12 protein-coding genes are annotated in these 14,551 nt (G+C 73.2%); 7 read left to right on the plus strand and 5 right to left on the minus strand.

From position 1 onward, the window contains the following. Positions 1–172: 172 nt before the first annotated feature. A complete protein-coding gene (locus tag AB0O36_RS14020; RefSeq protein ID WP_365108782.1) occupies positions 173–1,045 on the plus strand; it encodes a Bax inhibitor-1/YccA family protein in 873 nt (290 codons plus the stop codon). Between the two features lie 121 nt (positions 1,046–1,166). Here AB0O36_RS14020 and AB0O36_RS14025 read toward each other — a convergent pair whose 3' ends face one another. Next, positions 1,167–1,397, minus strand: coding sequence for a DUF4287 domain-containing protein (locus AB0O36_RS14025; protein ID WP_365108785.1), 231 nt, complete (start codon positions 1,395–1,397; stop codon positions 1,167–1,169). Between the two features lie 103 nt (positions 1,398–1,500). Here AB0O36_RS14025 and AB0O36_RS14030 point away from each other — a divergent pair, with 103 nt between their 5' ends. Then, positions 1,501–1,845, plus strand: a complete 345-nt coding sequence (locus AB0O36_RS14030; protein WP_365108787.1) for a hypothetical protein — start codon at positions 1,501–1,503, stop codon at positions 1,843–1,845. On the opposite strand, the gene AB0O36_RS14035 is transcribed toward AB0O36_RS14030, so the two are convergent. The 3 genes from AB0O36_RS14035 to AB0O36_RS14045 all read right to left on the minus strand — a co-directional run bounded on the left by AB0O36_RS14035 (position 1,829) and on the right by AB0O36_RS14045 (position 5,457). Further along, positions 1,829–2,659 (minus strand): hypothetical protein, encoded by an 831-nt coding sequence (locus tag AB0O36_RS14035; protein ID WP_365108970.1) that lies wholly within the window; start codon positions 2,657–2,659, stop codon positions 1,829–1,831. The two genes, AB0O36_RS14030 and AB0O36_RS14035, sit on opposite strands and share 17 nt — an antisense overlap. 337 nt (positions 2,660–2,996) lie before the next feature. Beyond that, positions 2,997–4,217: an acetyl-CoA C-acetyltransferase gene (locus AB0O36_RS14040; RefSeq protein WP_365108790.1), complete on the minus strand. Its 1,221-nt coding sequence runs from the start codon at positions 4,215–4,217 to the stop codon at positions 2,997–2,999. A gap of 199 nt (positions 4,218–4,416) precedes the next feature. Beyond that, positions 4,417–5,457, minus strand: a complete 1,041-nt coding sequence (locus tag AB0O36_RS14045; RefSeq protein WP_365108792.1) for an SGNH/GDSL hydrolase family protein — start codon at positions 5,455–5,457, stop codon at positions 4,417–4,419. Between the two features lie 144 nt (positions 5,458–5,601). On the opposite strand from AB0O36_RS14045, the gene AB0O36_RS14050 reads away from it, so the two are divergent. Next, positions 5,602–6,984 (plus strand): cystathionine beta-synthase, encoded by a 1,383-nt coding sequence (locus AB0O36_RS14050; protein ID WP_365108973.1) that lies wholly within the window; start codon positions 5,602–5,604, stop codon positions 6,982–6,984. A gap of 631 nt (positions 6,985–7,615) precedes the next feature. Next, positions 7,616–8,461, plus strand: coding sequence for a MurR/RpiR family transcriptional regulator (locus tag AB0O36_RS14055; protein WP_365108794.1), 846 nt, complete (start codon positions 7,616–7,618; stop codon positions 8,459–8,461). Between the two features lie 49 nt (positions 8,462–8,510). On the opposite strand, the gene AB0O36_RS14060 is transcribed toward AB0O36_RS14055, so the two are convergent. Next, the gene (locus AB0O36_RS14060) at positions 8,511–9,959 is read right to left on the minus strand and encodes a diaminopimelate decarboxylase (RefSeq protein ID WP_365108797.1); all 1,449 of its coding nucleotides are present in this window, start codon (positions 9,957–9,959) and stop codon (positions 8,511–8,513) included. 106 nt (positions 9,960–10,065) lie between these two features. On the opposite strand from AB0O36_RS14060, the gene hutU reads away from it, so the two are divergent. From hutU to AB0O36_RS14075, 3 genes are all read left to right on the plus strand, one after another. Beyond that, positions 10,066–11,730, plus strand: a complete 1,665-nt coding sequence (hutU, locus tag AB0O36_RS14065; protein ID WP_365108800.1) for a urocanate hydratase — start codon at positions 10,066–10,068, stop codon at positions 11,728–11,730. A gap of 170 nt (positions 11,731–11,900) precedes the next feature. Continuing rightward, positions 11,901–13,091 (plus strand): allantoate amidohydrolase, encoded by a 1,191-nt coding sequence (locus AB0O36_RS14070; protein WP_365108976.1) that lies wholly within the window; start codon positions 11,901–11,903, stop codon positions 13,089–13,091. Then, positions 13,082–14,425 (plus strand): formimidoylglutamate deiminase, encoded by a 1,344-nt coding sequence (locus AB0O36_RS14075; protein WP_365108802.1) that lies wholly within the window; start codon positions 13,082–13,084, stop codon positions 14,423–14,425. Before AB0O36_RS14070 ends, AB0O36_RS14075 begins: the two co-directional genes overlap by 10 nt. The last annotated feature ends 126 nt before the right edge of the window (positions 14,426–14,551 follow it).

Consider the following 14,551-nt stretch of genomic DNA (forward strand, 5'->3'; position numbering starts at 1 on the left):
GGGGCGCAGGTCGCCGGCCGGCGGGGCCGCCGGGCCGCGAGGAGCCCGCCTCTTTTGTCCACTGCGCTTCGCGCTGCCTTCTCCTAAGATCCTCCTCCAGCAGTAGAGTGCTTTCTTTGCTAACGCATTACTCTTGATGCAAGGCCGCGCACGGTGGCCATGGAGGAGTGAGATGAGGAGCAGCAACCCGGTCTTCTCGCGACGGGGGTTCAGCCGCGACAACGGCGGCCACGCGGGCTTTGGCGCGCAGCCGCAGATGCAGGCCGGGACCGCGACCCACCCGTACGCGACGAACCCGTACGCCACCAACCCGTACGCCGTGGACCCGCAGACCGGCATGCCGGCCGCGCCGCCCGCCGGCAGCGTGATGACCATCGACGACGTCGTGAGCCGTACGGCCATGACGCTCGGCACGGTCATCCTGACGGCCGTCCTGTCCTGGCTCCTGCTGCCCGTGGACCCGGCCAACGTCAACAAGTCGTACGGCATCGCCATCGGCGCGGGCCTGGTGGCCTTCGTCCTGGCGATGGCGCAGTCCTTCAAGCGCAAGCCCTCGCCGGCCCTGATCCTGGGCTACGCGGCCCTGGAGGGCGTCTTCCTGGGCGTCGTCAGCGCGGTGGTCAGCACCTACATCAGCCCCGGCGTGGTCATCCAGGCCGTGCTCGGCACGCTGTGCGTCTTCGCGGGCGTGCTGTTCGCGTACAAGATGCGCTGGATCCGGGTCACCCGCCGCTTCTACGGCTTCGTGATGGCCGCCGCGGTGGGCTTCCTGCTGCTGATGGCCGCCAACTCGCTGTTCATGCTGTTCGGCGGCGGTGACGGCCTGGGCTTCCGCTCCGGCGGCCTCGGCATCCTGTTCGGCGTCATCGGCATCATCCTCGGCGCCTGCTTCCTCGCCCTGGACTTCAAGCAGGTCGAGGACGGCGTGACCTACGGCGCCCCGCGCGAGGAGTCCTGGCTGGCGGCCTTCGGCCTCACCATGACCCTGGTGTGGATCTACATGGAGATGCTGCGCCTCTTCGCGATCCTCCAGGGCGACGACTAGTCGCAGAGGTTCCACCCGTCCGGCCGCGTGCCGGCCGGACGGGGAAGGCCCCGCGAGCGATGCTCGCGGGGCCTTCCCGCGTTCACGGACCCACGGATTCCCGCGGGCGGCCGGGCGGGGATCAGCCGAATTTTCTGGCGGCCCGGCGGAGGTCGTACTCGTGGAGGATGGCTTTGGCCTGGCCGTACGAGAGTTCGTACGCGCCACGCAGCCAGCTGAGTTTCTCCTCGAAGCGGACGAGGGAGGGGCCGTCGTCGACGGCGCGGAGCCAGTCGGACAGGTCACGACCGGTGGTGTGCGGGATGCGGTCGATCATGTTGCGGTGGGTCTGCTCGGAGAACTCTACGGACATGGGCGCCTCCGGGGGTATGCCGTGGTGCTGTTCTCTTCACGACACCATTCCGCAGTGTTCGCCCGTTGGCAATGGTGCCCGGACGGCGCGTAAGGTCGCTCGGGTGCTTGATACTTCGCCCCTGGACGCCGTTGTGGAACGTTTTGCCGACCGCCTGAGGGCTGCGCCCCAGAGCCGGCTGCAGCGGGGCGCGGCGGCCGAAGCGCTGGCCCTCGCACGGGAGCTGGCGGTGCGTGCGCAGCGGCTGGAGGGTGCGGCCGAGCCGCGCGAGATGCCCGACGCGGGGATCTTCGCGGTCGGGGACCAGGTGGCCGTGGCCGGCGCGGACCTGGCCGAGGCGCTGCGGCAGGCGGCCCGTTCGGCCCCGGACGGCACGGCGGCCCCGTCCGGGGATCTGGACGAGGCCGTGCGGCTGGTGGAGCAGGCGGAGATCAGAGCGATGCGATGACCCGGTCCGCCAGGATGTAGACGTTGCTGTCGGGGTCCTCGGAGTCCCCGCAGGAGAAGGTCAGCGCATAGGCGCCGGAGATGCCGGAACCGCCCAGCAGCACCGGCGCGGTGCCCGACCGGAGGGCTTCGGCGAGCCGTTCGGCGGTCTCCCGGTGACCCGGGGTCATGCACAGCGTGGTGCCGTCGGTGAACACGTACACGTCCAGCGTGCCCAGCGGGCCCGGACGGACGTCCGCGAGGGCCGTACGGGCCTCCGCGAGCTCCTCCAGGCGGCTGACGGTGCGCTCGTGGTCGGCGCCCGGGTTGGGCTGCACGGGGACGAAGTCGGGGTGCGAGGGGTGGCGCCGGCGCGCGGCGGCCAGTTCGGCGGAGTCCGCCGCGTGCTCGGGGAGGTCGTCCTCGAAGACCGCGTCCAGGACCGCGTCCTCGCCCGGACGCGGCTCCAGGCCCACCAGGTCGGCCTGGCGGGGCAGGAAGACCGGGCCGTCCTCGCCCAGGCCGGGCAGGCCGCCCAGCAGGGAGGGCGCGTCGGCGGCGTCACGGGCCTCCTGCGCGGCCCAGAAGGCGCGTGCCTCGGCCAGCTCGCGCTCGCGCTCCTCGGCGAGGGCCTCGGCCACCGCTGCTCGTATTTCGGCGGCGGGGCTTTCCGCCGCGCTGCGGGCGTGCGGGACGGTCGCACCGCGCAGGTGGACCGAGGCCGCGAGCTCGTGGCGCAGGGCGGTGACCTGCTTCCGGAGACCGTGGACAGCGTGCAGCGCAGCAGCGCCCACGGCCGTGGCAGCGGCCGTGGTCAGCAGCAGGGCAAGAGACATGGCGCTCACTGACTAACTCCTGAGGTGATTCCGATCCCCCGACTTCCTACAACAGCTTGTCCCGACAAGGGAATGGCGTGCAGTGCATTACGTCACGAAATGGACAGGGCTTTCGTCACTCCGGAACCCATGGGATCTGCGCTGACCTGCGCAAACACCGATCCCCCAGGATGAATGTCACATCCTGGGGGAGATTTGGTCACAAATCGGCCGCGGTGGGATTAGATTCGGTGTCAGCAGCGAGGAACGATCTTCGCGATCCCTTGCGGCGCCTGGGCGCCGCTCGGGTCGTGCAACCGTCCGACTGCGGTGCGTACCGGTCCGGGACCGGTTCCCGCTAGCTGAGCCGCTCGATCACCATGGCCATGCCCTGGCCGCCGCCGACGCACATGGTCTCCACGCCGAACTGCTTGTCGTGGAACTGCAGGCCGTTGATCAGGGTGCCGGTGATGCGGGCACCGGTCATCCCGAACGGGTGACCGACGGCGATGGCCCCGCCGTTGACGTTCAGCTTCTCCAGGGGGATCTCCAGGTCCCGGTACGACGGGATGACCTGCGCGGCGAAGGCCTCGTTGATTTCGAACAGGTCGATGTCGCCGACGGTCAGCCCGGCCCGCTTCAGCGCCTGCTTCGTCGCCTCGACCGGACCCAGGCCCATGATCTCGGGGGAGAGACCGGTGACCCCGGTGGAGACGATCCGCGCCAGCGGGGTCAGGCCCAGCTCGCGGGCCTTGGTGTCGCTCATGATGACCAGTGCGGCCGCGCCGTCGTTCAGCGGGCAGCAGTTGCCCGCGGTGACCAGCCCGTCCGGCCGGAACACCGGCTTCAGGCCCTCCACGCCCTCCAGGGTCACCCCGGCGCGCGGGCCGTCGTCCTTGCTGACCACGGTGCCGTCCGGGGTGGTCACCGGGGTGATCTCCCGCTCCCAGAAGCCCTTCTTGATGGCTTCCTCGGCGAGGTTCTGCGAGCGCACGCCGAACTCGTCCATGTCCCGGCGGGTCACGCCCTTGAGCCGGGCCAGGTTCTCCGCGGTCTGCCCCATCGCCATGTACGCGTCCGGGACCAGCCCGTCCTCGCGCGGGTCGTGCCAGGTGGAGCCCTCGCTCTGCGCGACGGCCGCCGTGCGGGCCTCGGCCTCGGCGAACAGCGGGTTGTGCGTGTCGGGCCACGAGTCCGAGTTGCCCCTGGCGAAGGAGGACACCATCTCGACACCGGCCGAGATGAAGACGTCGCCCTCGCCCGCCTTGATCGCGTGCAGCGCCATCCGGGAGGTCTGCAGCGAGGAGGAGCAGTAGCGGGTGATCGTGGTGCCCGGCAGGTGGTCCATGCCCATCTGCACGGCCACGATGCGGCCCAGGTTGTTGCCCTGCTCGCCGCCGGGCAGACCACAGCCCAGCATCAGGTCGTCGATCTCGCGCGGGTCCAGCTCGGGGACCTTCGCCAGGGCGGCCTGGATGATCGTGGCCGTCAGGTCGTCGGGACGGATGTCCTTGAGGGACCCCTTGAAGGCGCGCCCGATGGGCGACCGGGCGGTGGAAACGATGACTGCTTCGGGCATCGGGACTCCAAGGAGGAATTGCGGCGGCTGTGCGGACCGCATGCGAAGTTACCGCCCCGTACGGTCGGGGTCACCGCCTGCGAGGTGTGATGCGGGCCCCTTTTTCCGTGAAACCCCTGCTCGCCGGGGCGTGGGGCGGCCGTGTGGGCAGGCTTGCCGCCCGGCGGACGCCTGCCCACGCCTCGGCCGAGGGGGCCGGTCACGCCGGGCGGGGTTCCGTGTCGGCGGGGTCGCCGGAGAGGGACGGGATCGGCTCCGGGGCCGACTCCGGGGCCGGCAGGCGGCGCCGGCGGCGGTGCTTGAGGAGGGCCCACGGACCGCGCGCGGCCGTGACCTCCGTACCCGCCTGCCCCGCCGCCGCCGACGCGGCCTTCGCCACCGGCAGCATGTCCTCGTCCCGCGACACGTCCAGCCGGTCCGACTCCGGCCACACCCCCAGCGCCGCGCACAGCGTGGGCAGCACCGCCATCGCCGCCGTCGCGTACCCCTCCGCCGACGGGTGGTACGAGTCCGGCCCGAACATCTCCCGCGGGTTCGCCGCGAACTCCGGCCCCAGCAGGTCGCCCATCGACACCGTACGGCCGCCCTGCGCCACCACCCCTATCGTCTGCGCCGCCGCCAGCTGCCGCGACAGCCGCCGCGCCAGCCACCGCAGCGGCTGGTACACCGGCTCGATCGTCCCCAGGTCCGGGCAGGTCCCCACCACCACCTCGGACCCCGCCAGCCGCAGCCGCCGTACCGCCGCCGTCAGCAGCCGCACCGACTGGGTCGGCGGCATCCGCCGCGTCACGTCGTTCGCCCCGATCATGATCACGCACACGTCCGGCGCCGGCCGGTCCCCGTCCAGCAGCAGCGACACCTGACGGTCCAGGTCGTCGGACATCGCCCCGGACAGCGCGACGTTCCGCATCTCCACCGGCCGCTCCGCCACCGCGGACAGCCCCGAGGCGAGCAGCGCCGCCGGAGTCTGCCGGGCCCGCCGCACCCCCAGCCCCGCCGCCGTCGAATCGCCCAGCATCGCCAGCCGCAGCGGCCCCGGACTCAGCTCGGGCCCGCCGAACTCCGTCCCGTACAGCCCGTCCGCGCGCGGCGGGTCCGGCAGCCCCGTACCCACCGTCCGCTTCGCCAGCTGGACCTCCGCCAGGACCACACCCGCAGTCGCGACACCGAGCAGGCCGAGCCCGCCCCCTCCGTACGCCGCGCCCGCCGCGATGCGGCGGGCCGTCCTCGCTCTGGACACCCTTCGTGCCACCTCCTCGTCGCCGGACGGGTGCCGGACTGTCTGTCCCGTTCCTGCCCGTTAACGACGCTCGGCCAATCCCTTTCCGCATACTCTGGCGGCACCTCCCGGAGAACCCGTGGAGTCCCGTCCCTGGAGAACATGGTGCAATTCCACGACTCGATGATCAGCCTCGTCGGCAACACCCCGCTGGTGAAGCTCAACCGTGTGACCGAAGGCCTTCAGGCCACCGTCCTGGCCAAGGTCGAGTACTTCAATCCGGGCGGATCCGTGAAGGACCGCATCGCCCTCCGCATGATCGAGGCGGCCGAAGCGAGCGGCGCCCTCAAGCCCGGCGGCACCATCGTGGAGCCGACCAGCGGCAACACGGGCGTCGGACTCGCCATCGTGGCCCAGCAGAAGGGCTACAAGTGCATCTTCGTCTGCCCTGACAAGGTGTCCATGGACAAGATCAACGTGATGCGCGCGTACGGCGCCGAGGTCGTGGTCTGCCCGACCGCCGTCGACCCCGAGCACCCGGACTCGTACTACAACGTGTCCGACCGCCTCGCGCGCGAGCCCGGCGCCTGGAAGCCCGACCAGTACAGCAACCCGAACAACCCCCGTTCGCACTACGAGACCACCGGCCCCGAGCTGTGGGAGCAGACGGACGGGAAGATCACCCACTTCGTCGCGGGCGTCGGCACCGGCGGCACCATCTCCGGCACCGGCAACTACCTCAAGGAGGTCTCCGCCGGCAAGGTCAAGGTGATCGGCGCCGACCCCGAGGGCTCCGTCTACTCCGGCGGCTCCGGCCGCCCCTACCTGGTCGAGGGCGTCGGCGAGGACTTCTGGCCCACCGCCTACGACCAGAACGTCGCCGACGAGATCATCGCGGTGTCCGACAAGGACTCCTTCCAGATGACCCGCCGCCTGGCCAAGGAGGAGGGCCTGCTGGTCGGCGGCTCCTGCGGCATGGCCGTGGTCGCCGCCCTGCGCGCCGCCGAGGGCCTCGGCCCCGACGACGTCGTCGTCGTCCTGCTGCCGGACAGCGGCCGCGGCTACCTCAGCAAGATCTTCAGCGACGAGTGGATGTCGGGCCACGGCTTCCTGGAGGACGCAGGCCCGTCGGCGCGCATCGGGGAGGTCCTCGCCGACAAGCAGGGCACCCTGCCCTCGCTGGTGCACATGCACCCCGAGGAGACCGTCGGCCAGGCCATCGAGGTGCTCCGCGAGTACGGCGTCTCCCAGATGCCCATCGTCAAGCCGGGCGCCGGCCACCCCGACGTGATGGCCGCCGAGGTCATCGGCTCCGTCGTGGAACGCGAGCTGCTCGACGCCCTGTTCACCCAGCGTGCTGCGCTCTCCGACCCGCTGGAGAAGCACATGAGCGCGCCGCTCCCGCAGGTCGGCTCCGGCGAGCCGGTGTCCGACCTGATGGAGGTGCTCGGCGGGGCCGACGCCGCCATCGTGCTCGTCGAGGGCAAGCCGACCGGCGTGGTCAGCCGCCAGGACCTCCTCGCGTTCCTGGCCAAGGGCGCCAAGTAGTCCGCGGGGCCCGCCGGCCCCCGCCGGACCGGGAAGCGGCACGAAGCCGACACGTTGCGGCAGCACCCGCTTAACACGCCTCCGGCACAGTGGTGGACGTCGGCAGGACCCGCCCCAGGGCGGCCCCGCCGGCCCCACCGAACGGCGTCGTGCACCTCCGGAGCGGCTCCCGGACCGTACGCACGCCAAGGACGCGGACCACCGGTTCTGGCCCGGCTGCCGCGTCCTCGGGCGGGGACCGCCGTCGTCCCGCCCCCCGGCCCGACACCGGGGGTGCGGCGGCCCCCGCCCCTCCTTTTTTGGGCGCCTTCGCCGCCCGGGGCCGCCTTCGTCGGCTCCGGGCGGCCGTGCGTGCCGGGAATCCGCTCCTTCGTCGCGGATTCCTGCGCCCGCCCGCCTTCGCCGACGCGGCCCCTTCGGCTCGGCCCGCCCGTGTGGGCTGCGGGCTGCGGGCGGGGGGCCCGACACCGAGGGTGCGGGCCGGCACCGGGGGTGCGGAAGGCGGCGCCAGGGGTGCGGACCGGCGCCGGAAGGCGTCCACCTTTCGGTCCACCGCTTGCCGTCCTGCATAGGTGCATGCAGAGTGCTGCATGACTGAATACAGTCGCACCCGGACGGAGGACACCACCGCATGACCGACAGCCCGGCCGCCCGGCTGCAGAAGCTGTTCGAGGGGCACCGGCTGACGCCGACCCAGCGGCGCATCGCGCACTGCATGGTGCGCGGCGCCGCCGAAGTCCCCTTCCTGTCCAGCGTGGAGCTCGCCGAGCTCGCCGGAGTGAGCCAGCCCTCGGTCACCCGCTTCGCAGTCGCCCTCGGCTTCGACGGCTACCCGGCGCTGCGGAAGTACCTCCGCGAGGTCGCACCCGCCGAGCCGCCCCGCGCCGCCGGCCAGGCCGAGCACAACTCCTACCAGCAGGCCGTCCACGCCGAGATCGAGAACCTCCGCCACCTCGCCGAGATGCTCGCCGACCCCGGCCCCGCCGAGGAGGCCGGCCGGCTGCTGGCGGGCTCCGTCCCGCTGCCCGTGCTCGGCCTGCGCGCCGCCTCCTCGCAGGCGCGCGGCTTCGCGTACTTCGCGGGGAAGGTGCATCCCGACGTACGGCTGCTCGACGAGGGCGGCTCCATGCTCGCCGACCGGATCGACGCGGCCGCCGGCGCCGGCGCCACCGCCCTGCTCTGTTTCGCGCTGCCCCGGCACCCGCGCGAGGTCCTCGAAGCCCTGGAGTACGCCCGGTCCACCGCCGGACTCACCGTGGTCACCGTCGCCGACTCCGCGTTCGCCCCGGTGGCCCGCCACTCCGACCTGCTGATCCCCGCCCCTGTCGGCACCGGCCTCGCCTTCGACACCGCCTGCGCGCCGATGCTGCTGGGCCGGGTCCTGCTGGAGTCCATGGCCGACGCGCTGCCCGACGCGCAGGCCCGCCTGGAGTCCTTCGACGCGAAGGCCGCCGCCCGCGGCCTGTTCGTCGAATAGCCCGCGGGGCCGCGCGTCGGACCGGGAGTCACCGCTCCCGGCCCGGCGGTCACCGCTCCAGCAGCGCGTCCGCGTGCCCGCCGCCCGACTCCGCCACGATCTCGTCGGGGGTCTGGGCGGGACGGGCCAGGGTGAAGCGGACGCCGCCGTCCGGCCCCACCGAGAAACCGTGGACGGCCGGCCGCGGCAGGCTGTTGTAGCCGTAGGGGGCCGTGAAGAAGTACGCGCCCGTGTCCGGGACGGCGATCAGGTCGCCGGGCGCCAGCTCGGGGAGCGGGCGGCCCTCCGCGACCAGGTCGCCGGAGAAGCAGGCCGGTCCGGCGATGTCCTGCGCCACCGTCGGCCCCGCCTTCGGCCTCCCCTTGGCGTCGTAGGCCAGCACCCGCAGCGGCCAGGACGCCGGGGCGTACACGGTCCGGGTCAGCACCTGCACCCCGGCATGGGTCAGCGCGATGCGCCGGCCGCCGGAGCGCTTGGTGTACTCGACCCGGGACAGCACCAGCCCGTGCTTGGCCAGCAGCGACCGGCCGAATTCGGTGACCAGCCCGTAGCGGCCCGAGAACAGGCCGGGCACGGCGTCACGGAGGGCCGCGACGTAATCCGCGAAGGCGGGGGACTCCGCGTCGGAGGCGAAGTCCACGGGCAGGCCGCCGCCGATGTCCAGGGTGTCCACCTGCCGCCGGCCGGCCGCCGCGTTGATCTCCTCCGCCAGTCCGTACAGCACCCGCACCCCGTCCGCGATCAGCGGCAGCGGGACGCCCTGCGACCCGGAGTGGGTGTGCAGCCGGGTCAGCCAGGGCCGCTCCAGGTACGCCCGTACGAGCCACTCCCGCGCGCCCGGGTCCCGGAGCGCCACACCGAACTTCGAGGTGGCCGTCGCCGTGGAGGTCGACTCGATGGAACCGGCGCCGAGCTGCGGATTCACCCGTACGCCCAGCGGGGACGAGGTCGGTGCGGCGGCGACCAGGGCGTCCAGCCGCTCCAGCTCCTGCCGGTTGTCGGCGTTCACCGCGATGCCCAGCGCCAGCGCCCCGCGGAGCTCCGCCGGGGTCTTGGCGGGGGAGTCCAGCACGGTCCGCTCCGGGGGCACCCCGGCCGCCCGGGCCAGCGCCAGCTCCCCGGGGGAGGCCACCTCGCAGCCGATCCCGCAGTCCGCCAGCAGCCGGAGCACCGGCACCAGCGGGGCGGCCTTGGCGGCGAAGGCGTGCAGGACGGGGGTGCCGGGCGGCAGGGCGGCGGCGAAGGCGGCCCGCAGGGCGGCCGCGGAGGACCGGATCCCGGCCGTGTCCAGCAGGCAGACCAGCGGATCCGCGCCGTCCGCGCCGTCCGCACCGCCCGCGCCGTCCGCGGGTCCCACGAGCCCCTGCGCGACGGCGGCCCGTACGGCGAGATCGCGCCGGACGGCCGGTGAGGGGGCGGCCGCGGCGGCGGCGTCGACGGCATCGGCGGGGGAGGCGGGGGATGTGGCGGCGGTGTCCGTACCGGAGTCGGGGGCCATGACCGTCAGCCAATCACCCGACGCGTCCGCCCGCAGCTGTTGACTGAATCTATTCAGAGCGCGAGGATGTGAATGGATTGACCAACATCCGGAGGAGGCACCAGCCATGTCAGGACCCCGCCCCGTACGAGCGGCCCGCGGTACCGAGCTCAGCGCCCTGGGATGGCAGCAGGAGGCCGCCCTCCGCATGCTGCAGAACAACCTCGACCCCGAGGTCGCCGAGCACCCCGACAAGCTCGTCGTCTACGGCGGCACCGGCAAGGCCGCCCGCGACTGGCGCTCCTACGACGCCATGGTCCGCACCCTGCGGACGCTGAAGCAGGACGAGACCATGCTGGTCCAGTCCGGCCGCCCGGTCGGCGTCATGCAGACCCACGAGTGGGCCCCGCGCGTCCTCATCGCCAACTCCAACCTGGTCGGCGACTGGGCCAACTGGGAGGAGTTCCGCCGCCTGGAGGCCCTCGGCCTGACCATGTACGGCCAGATGACCGCCGGTTCCTGGATCTACATCGGCACCCAGGGCATCCTCCAGGGCACCTACGAGACCTTCGCCGCGGTCGCCGCGAAGAAGTTCGGCGGCACCCTGGCCGGCACCATCACCCTCACCGCCGGCCTCGGCGGCATGGGCGGCGCCCAGCCGCTGGCCGTCACCATGAACGACGGCGTCGCGATCTGCATCGACGTCGACCCGCGCGCCATCGAGCGCCGCATCGAGCACCGCTACCTGGACGTGAAGGCCGACAACCCGGCCCACGCCCTGCGGCTGGCCACGGAGGCCCGCGACGCCCGCCGTCCGCTCTCCATCGGCCTCCTGGGCAACGCGGCCGAGCTGCTCCCGCAGATGCTCGCCGAGGGCGCCCCGATCGACATCGTGACGGACCAGACCTCCGCCCACGACCCGCTGTCCTACCTCCCCGTCGGCGTGGCCTTCGAGGACATGGCCGACGCGGCCGCCAAGGACCCGGCCGGCTTCACCACCCGCGCCCGCGAGTCCATGGCCAGGCACGTCGAGGCCATGGTCGGCTTCATGGACGCCGGCGCCGAGGTCTTCGACTACGGCAACTCCATCCGCGGCGAGGCCCAGCTGGCCGGCTACGACCGCGCCTTCGCCTTCCCCGGCTTCGTCCCGGCCTACATCCGCCCGCTCTTCTGCGAGGGCAAGGGCCCGTTCCGCTGGGCCGCGCTCTCCGGCGAGGCCTCGGACATCGCCAAGACCGACAAGGCGATGCTGGACCTGTTCCCGGAGAACGAGTCCCTGCACCGCTGGATCAAGATGGCCGGCGAGCGCGTCCACTTCCAGGGCCTGCCCGCGCGCATCTGCTGGCTGGGCTACGGCGAGCGCGACAAGGCCGGCGAGCGCTTCAACGACATGGTGGCGAGCGGCGAACTGGCCGCCCCCCTCGCGATCGGCCGCGACCACCTCGACTGCGGCTCGGTGGCCTCCCCGTACCGCGAGACCGAGGCCATGCTCGACGGCTCCGACGCCATCGCCGACTGGCCGCTGCTCAACGCCATGGTCAACGTGGCCTCGGGTGCCTCCTGGGTGTCCATCCACCACGGCGGCGGCGTCGGCATGGGCCGCTCCATCCACGCGGGCCAGGTCACCGTCGCCGACGGCACGAAGCTGGCCGGCGAGAAGGTCCGCCGCGTCCTGACGAACGACCCGGGCATGGGCGTCATCCGCCACGTCGACGCCGGCTACGACATCGCCGAGTCGGTCGCCGACGCCAAGGGCGTCCGCGTCCCGATGCGCGAGGGTGACTCCGCGTGACCGAGCGAACCGGGGGCCCCGCCTCCGACCCCGCCGGGCTGCAGGCCACCGGCCTGCGCCCGGCGCCGGCCGCGGCCCCCGGCGGCGCCGTGGGCCTTCCGGCCGGGCCCGGGGGCGCAGCCCCGGGGAACGGCGGTACGGCCGGGCGCGGAGGAACGAGCTTCCACGGCATGTGGGCCGACCTCCGCACCATCGGCCGCGACAGCGGCACCGGCGGATACCGCCGCTACGCCTGGACCGGGGCCGACCGCGACTGCCGGGCCTGGTTTCGGTCGGAAGCCGAGAAGCGCGGCCTCACCCACGAGATCGACCGCAACGGCAACCAGTGGGCCTGGCTCGGCGACCCGCAGGCCGGTGACGCCGTCGTCACCGGCAGCCACCTCGACTCCGTCCCCGACGGCGGTGCCTTCGACGGCCCCCTCGGTGTCGTCTCCTCCTTCGCGGCCCTCGACGAACTCCGCGCCCGCGGCGTGGAATTCACCCGGCCGCTCGCCATCACCAACTTCGGCGACGAGGAAGGCGCCCGCTTCGGCCTGGCCTGCGTCGGCTCCCGGCTCACCGCCGGACAGCTGACCAGGCAGAAGGCGTACGAGCTCCGCGACGCGAACGGCATCACCCTCCCCCAGGCCATGGAGGCCGCCGGCCACGACCCGGAGACCATCGGCCCGGACCCCGAACGCCTCGCCCGCATCGGCGCGTTCGTCGAACTCCACGTCGAACAGGGCCGCGCCCTGGACCTGTCCGGGGACCGGGTCGGCATCGCCTCCGCGATCTGGCCGCACGGCCGCTGGCGGTACGACTTCCACGGCGAGGCCAACCACGCCGGCACCACCCGCCTGGTGGACCGCCGCGACCCGATGCTCGCCTACGCCGAGACGGTGCTCGCCGCCCGCCGCGAGGCCGAACTGGCCGGAGCCGTCGCCACCTTCGGCAAGATCTCGGTCGAGCCCAACGGGGTCAACGCGATCCCGTCGCTGGTCCGTGGCTGGCTGGATGCCCGCGCCGCCGACCAGGTCTCCCTCGACCAGGTCGTCGACGGCATCCGCAAGTCCGCCGGCGAATACGCCGACCGGCACGGCATCGACCTCGCCGTCACCCGGGAGTCCTTCACCCCCGTGGTCGAGTTCGAGCACGCCCTGCGCGACGAACTCGCCCGGATCCTGGGCACGGGCACCCCCGTCCTGGGCACGGGCGCCGGACACGACGCCGGAATCCTCTCCGCCGCCGTCCCGACCGCGATGCTGTTCGTGCGCAACCCCACCGGCGTCTCCCACTCCCCGGCCGAGTACGCAGCCGAGGACGACTGCGTCGCCGGTGTCCTCGCCCTGGCCGACGTACTGGAAGGACTCGCGTGCCGGTGACCACCACGTACTGGCTGGAACACGCCTGGCTCGGCACCCACGTCGAGCCGGGCGTGGCCCTGGACGTATCCGCGGACGGCCGGATCGCCGCCGTCCGCACCGGGACGGAAACGCCCCCGCCCGGCGCCGAAGTGCTCCGCGGCCTGACCGTCCCCGGCCTCGCCAACGCGCACAGCCACGCCTTCCACCGGGCCCTGCGCGGCACCGTGCAGCTGGGCTCGGGGACCTTCTGGACCTGGCGCGAGATCATGTACTCCGTCGCCCAGAACCTCACCCCCGACACGTACTTCGCCCTCGCCCGCGCCGTGTACGCGGAGATGGCGCTGGCCGGCATCACCAACGTCGGCGAGTTCCACTACGTCCACCACGCGCCCGGCGGCACTCCCTACGCCGACCCCAACGCGATGGGCGAGGCACTGATCGAGGCGGCCGCCGCGGCCGGCATCCGGATCACCCTGCTCGACACGGCGTACCTGTCCAGCGGCTTCGGCAAGGCCCCCGAACCGCACCAGCTGCGGTTCTCCGACGGCACCGCCGACGCCTGGGCCGAGCGCGCCTCCGCCCTCAAACCGCGCGAGCACGCCCTGATCGGTGCCGCCGTGCACTCCGTACGGGCCGTGCCGGCCGGCCAGCTGGCCACCGTCGCGCAGTGGGCGGACCAGCGGCAGGCCCCTCTGCACGTGCACCTCTCCGAGCAGACGGCGGAGAACGAAGCCTGCCTGGCCGCGCACGGGCGTACGCCCACCCAGCTGCTCGCCGACCACGGAGTGCTCGGCGCCCGCACCACGGGCGTCCACAACACGCACCTCACCGACGGCGACATCGCCCTGCTGGGCGGCTCCGCCACGGGCACCTGCATGTGCCCCACCACCGAACGGGACCTCGCCGACGGCATCGGCCCGGCCGTACGGCTGCAGCGGGCGGGCAGCCCGCTCTCGCTGGGCAGCGACAGCCACGCGGTCGTCGACCTGCTGGAAGAGGCCCGCGCGATGGAGCTGAACGAACGCCTCCGCAGCCGGACCCGGGGCCACTGGACGGCGAACGCGCTGCTCACCGCCGCCACGGCGGACGGCCACGCGGCGCTGGGCCTGCCGGACGCGGGCCGCCTGGAGGCGGGCGCGCTCGCCGACTTCACCACCATCGCGCTGGACTCGGTCCGCACGGCGGGGCCGGTGCCGCGGCTCGGCGCCGAGACCGCCGTCTTCGCCGCCTCGGCCGCCGATGTCCGCCACACGGTCGTGGCGGGCCGCCACATCGTCCGCGACGGCGCCCACACCCTCGTCCCCGACGTCCCGTCGGCCCTGGCCGAATCCATCGCCGCGGTCCGCGCCTGACGGGCCATTCGCCCCTCCCCACCCCTTCCCGAAACCGGGGGGCTCCGCCCCCGGACCCCCGCGCCTCAAACGCCGGCGGGGCTGGATTTCGCGCAGCGAAATTCCAGCCCGCGCGGCGTTTGAGCG

Origin of the sequence: Streptomyces sp. NPDC089799 (assembly GCF_040684755.1) — a bacterium.
Classification (GTDB): Bacteria; Actinomycetota; Actinomycetes; order Streptomycetales; family Streptomycetaceae; genus Streptomyces.

Bases quoted from the DNA above. Each gene is read 5' to 3' on its own strand.
- AB0O36_RS14040 (WP_365108790.1), bottom strand. From the start codon at position 4,217: ATGCCCGAAGCAGTCATCGTTTCCACCGCCCGGTCGCCCATCGGGCGC.
- AB0O36_RS14020 (WP_365108782.1), top strand. From the start codon at position 173: ATGAGGAGCAGCAACCCGGTCTTCTCGCGACGGGGGTTCAGCCGCGAC.
- AB0O36_RS14060 (WP_365108797.1), bottom strand. From the start codon at position 9,959: ATGGCCCCCGACTCCGGTACGGACACCGCCGCCACATCCCCCGCCTCC.
- hutU (WP_365108800.1), top strand. From the start codon at position 10,066: ATGTCAGGACCCCGCCCCGTACGAGCGGCCCGCGGTACCGAGCTCAGC.
- AB0O36_RS14025 (WP_365108785.1), bottom strand. From the start codon at position 1,397: ATGTCCGTAGAGTTCTCCGAGCAGACCCACCGCAACATGATCGACCGC.
- AB0O36_RS14055 (WP_365108794.1), top strand. From the start codon at position 7,616: ATGACCGACAGCCCGGCCGCCCGGCTGCAGAAGCTGTTCGAGGGGCAC.
- AB0O36_RS14035 (WP_365108970.1), bottom strand. From the start codon at position 2,659: ATGTCTCTTGCCCTGCTGCTGACCACGGCCGCTGCCACGGCCGTGGGC.
- AB0O36_RS14070 (WP_365108976.1), top strand. From the start codon at position 11,901: ATGTGGGCCGACCTCCGCACCATCGGCCGCGACAGCGGCACCGGCGGA.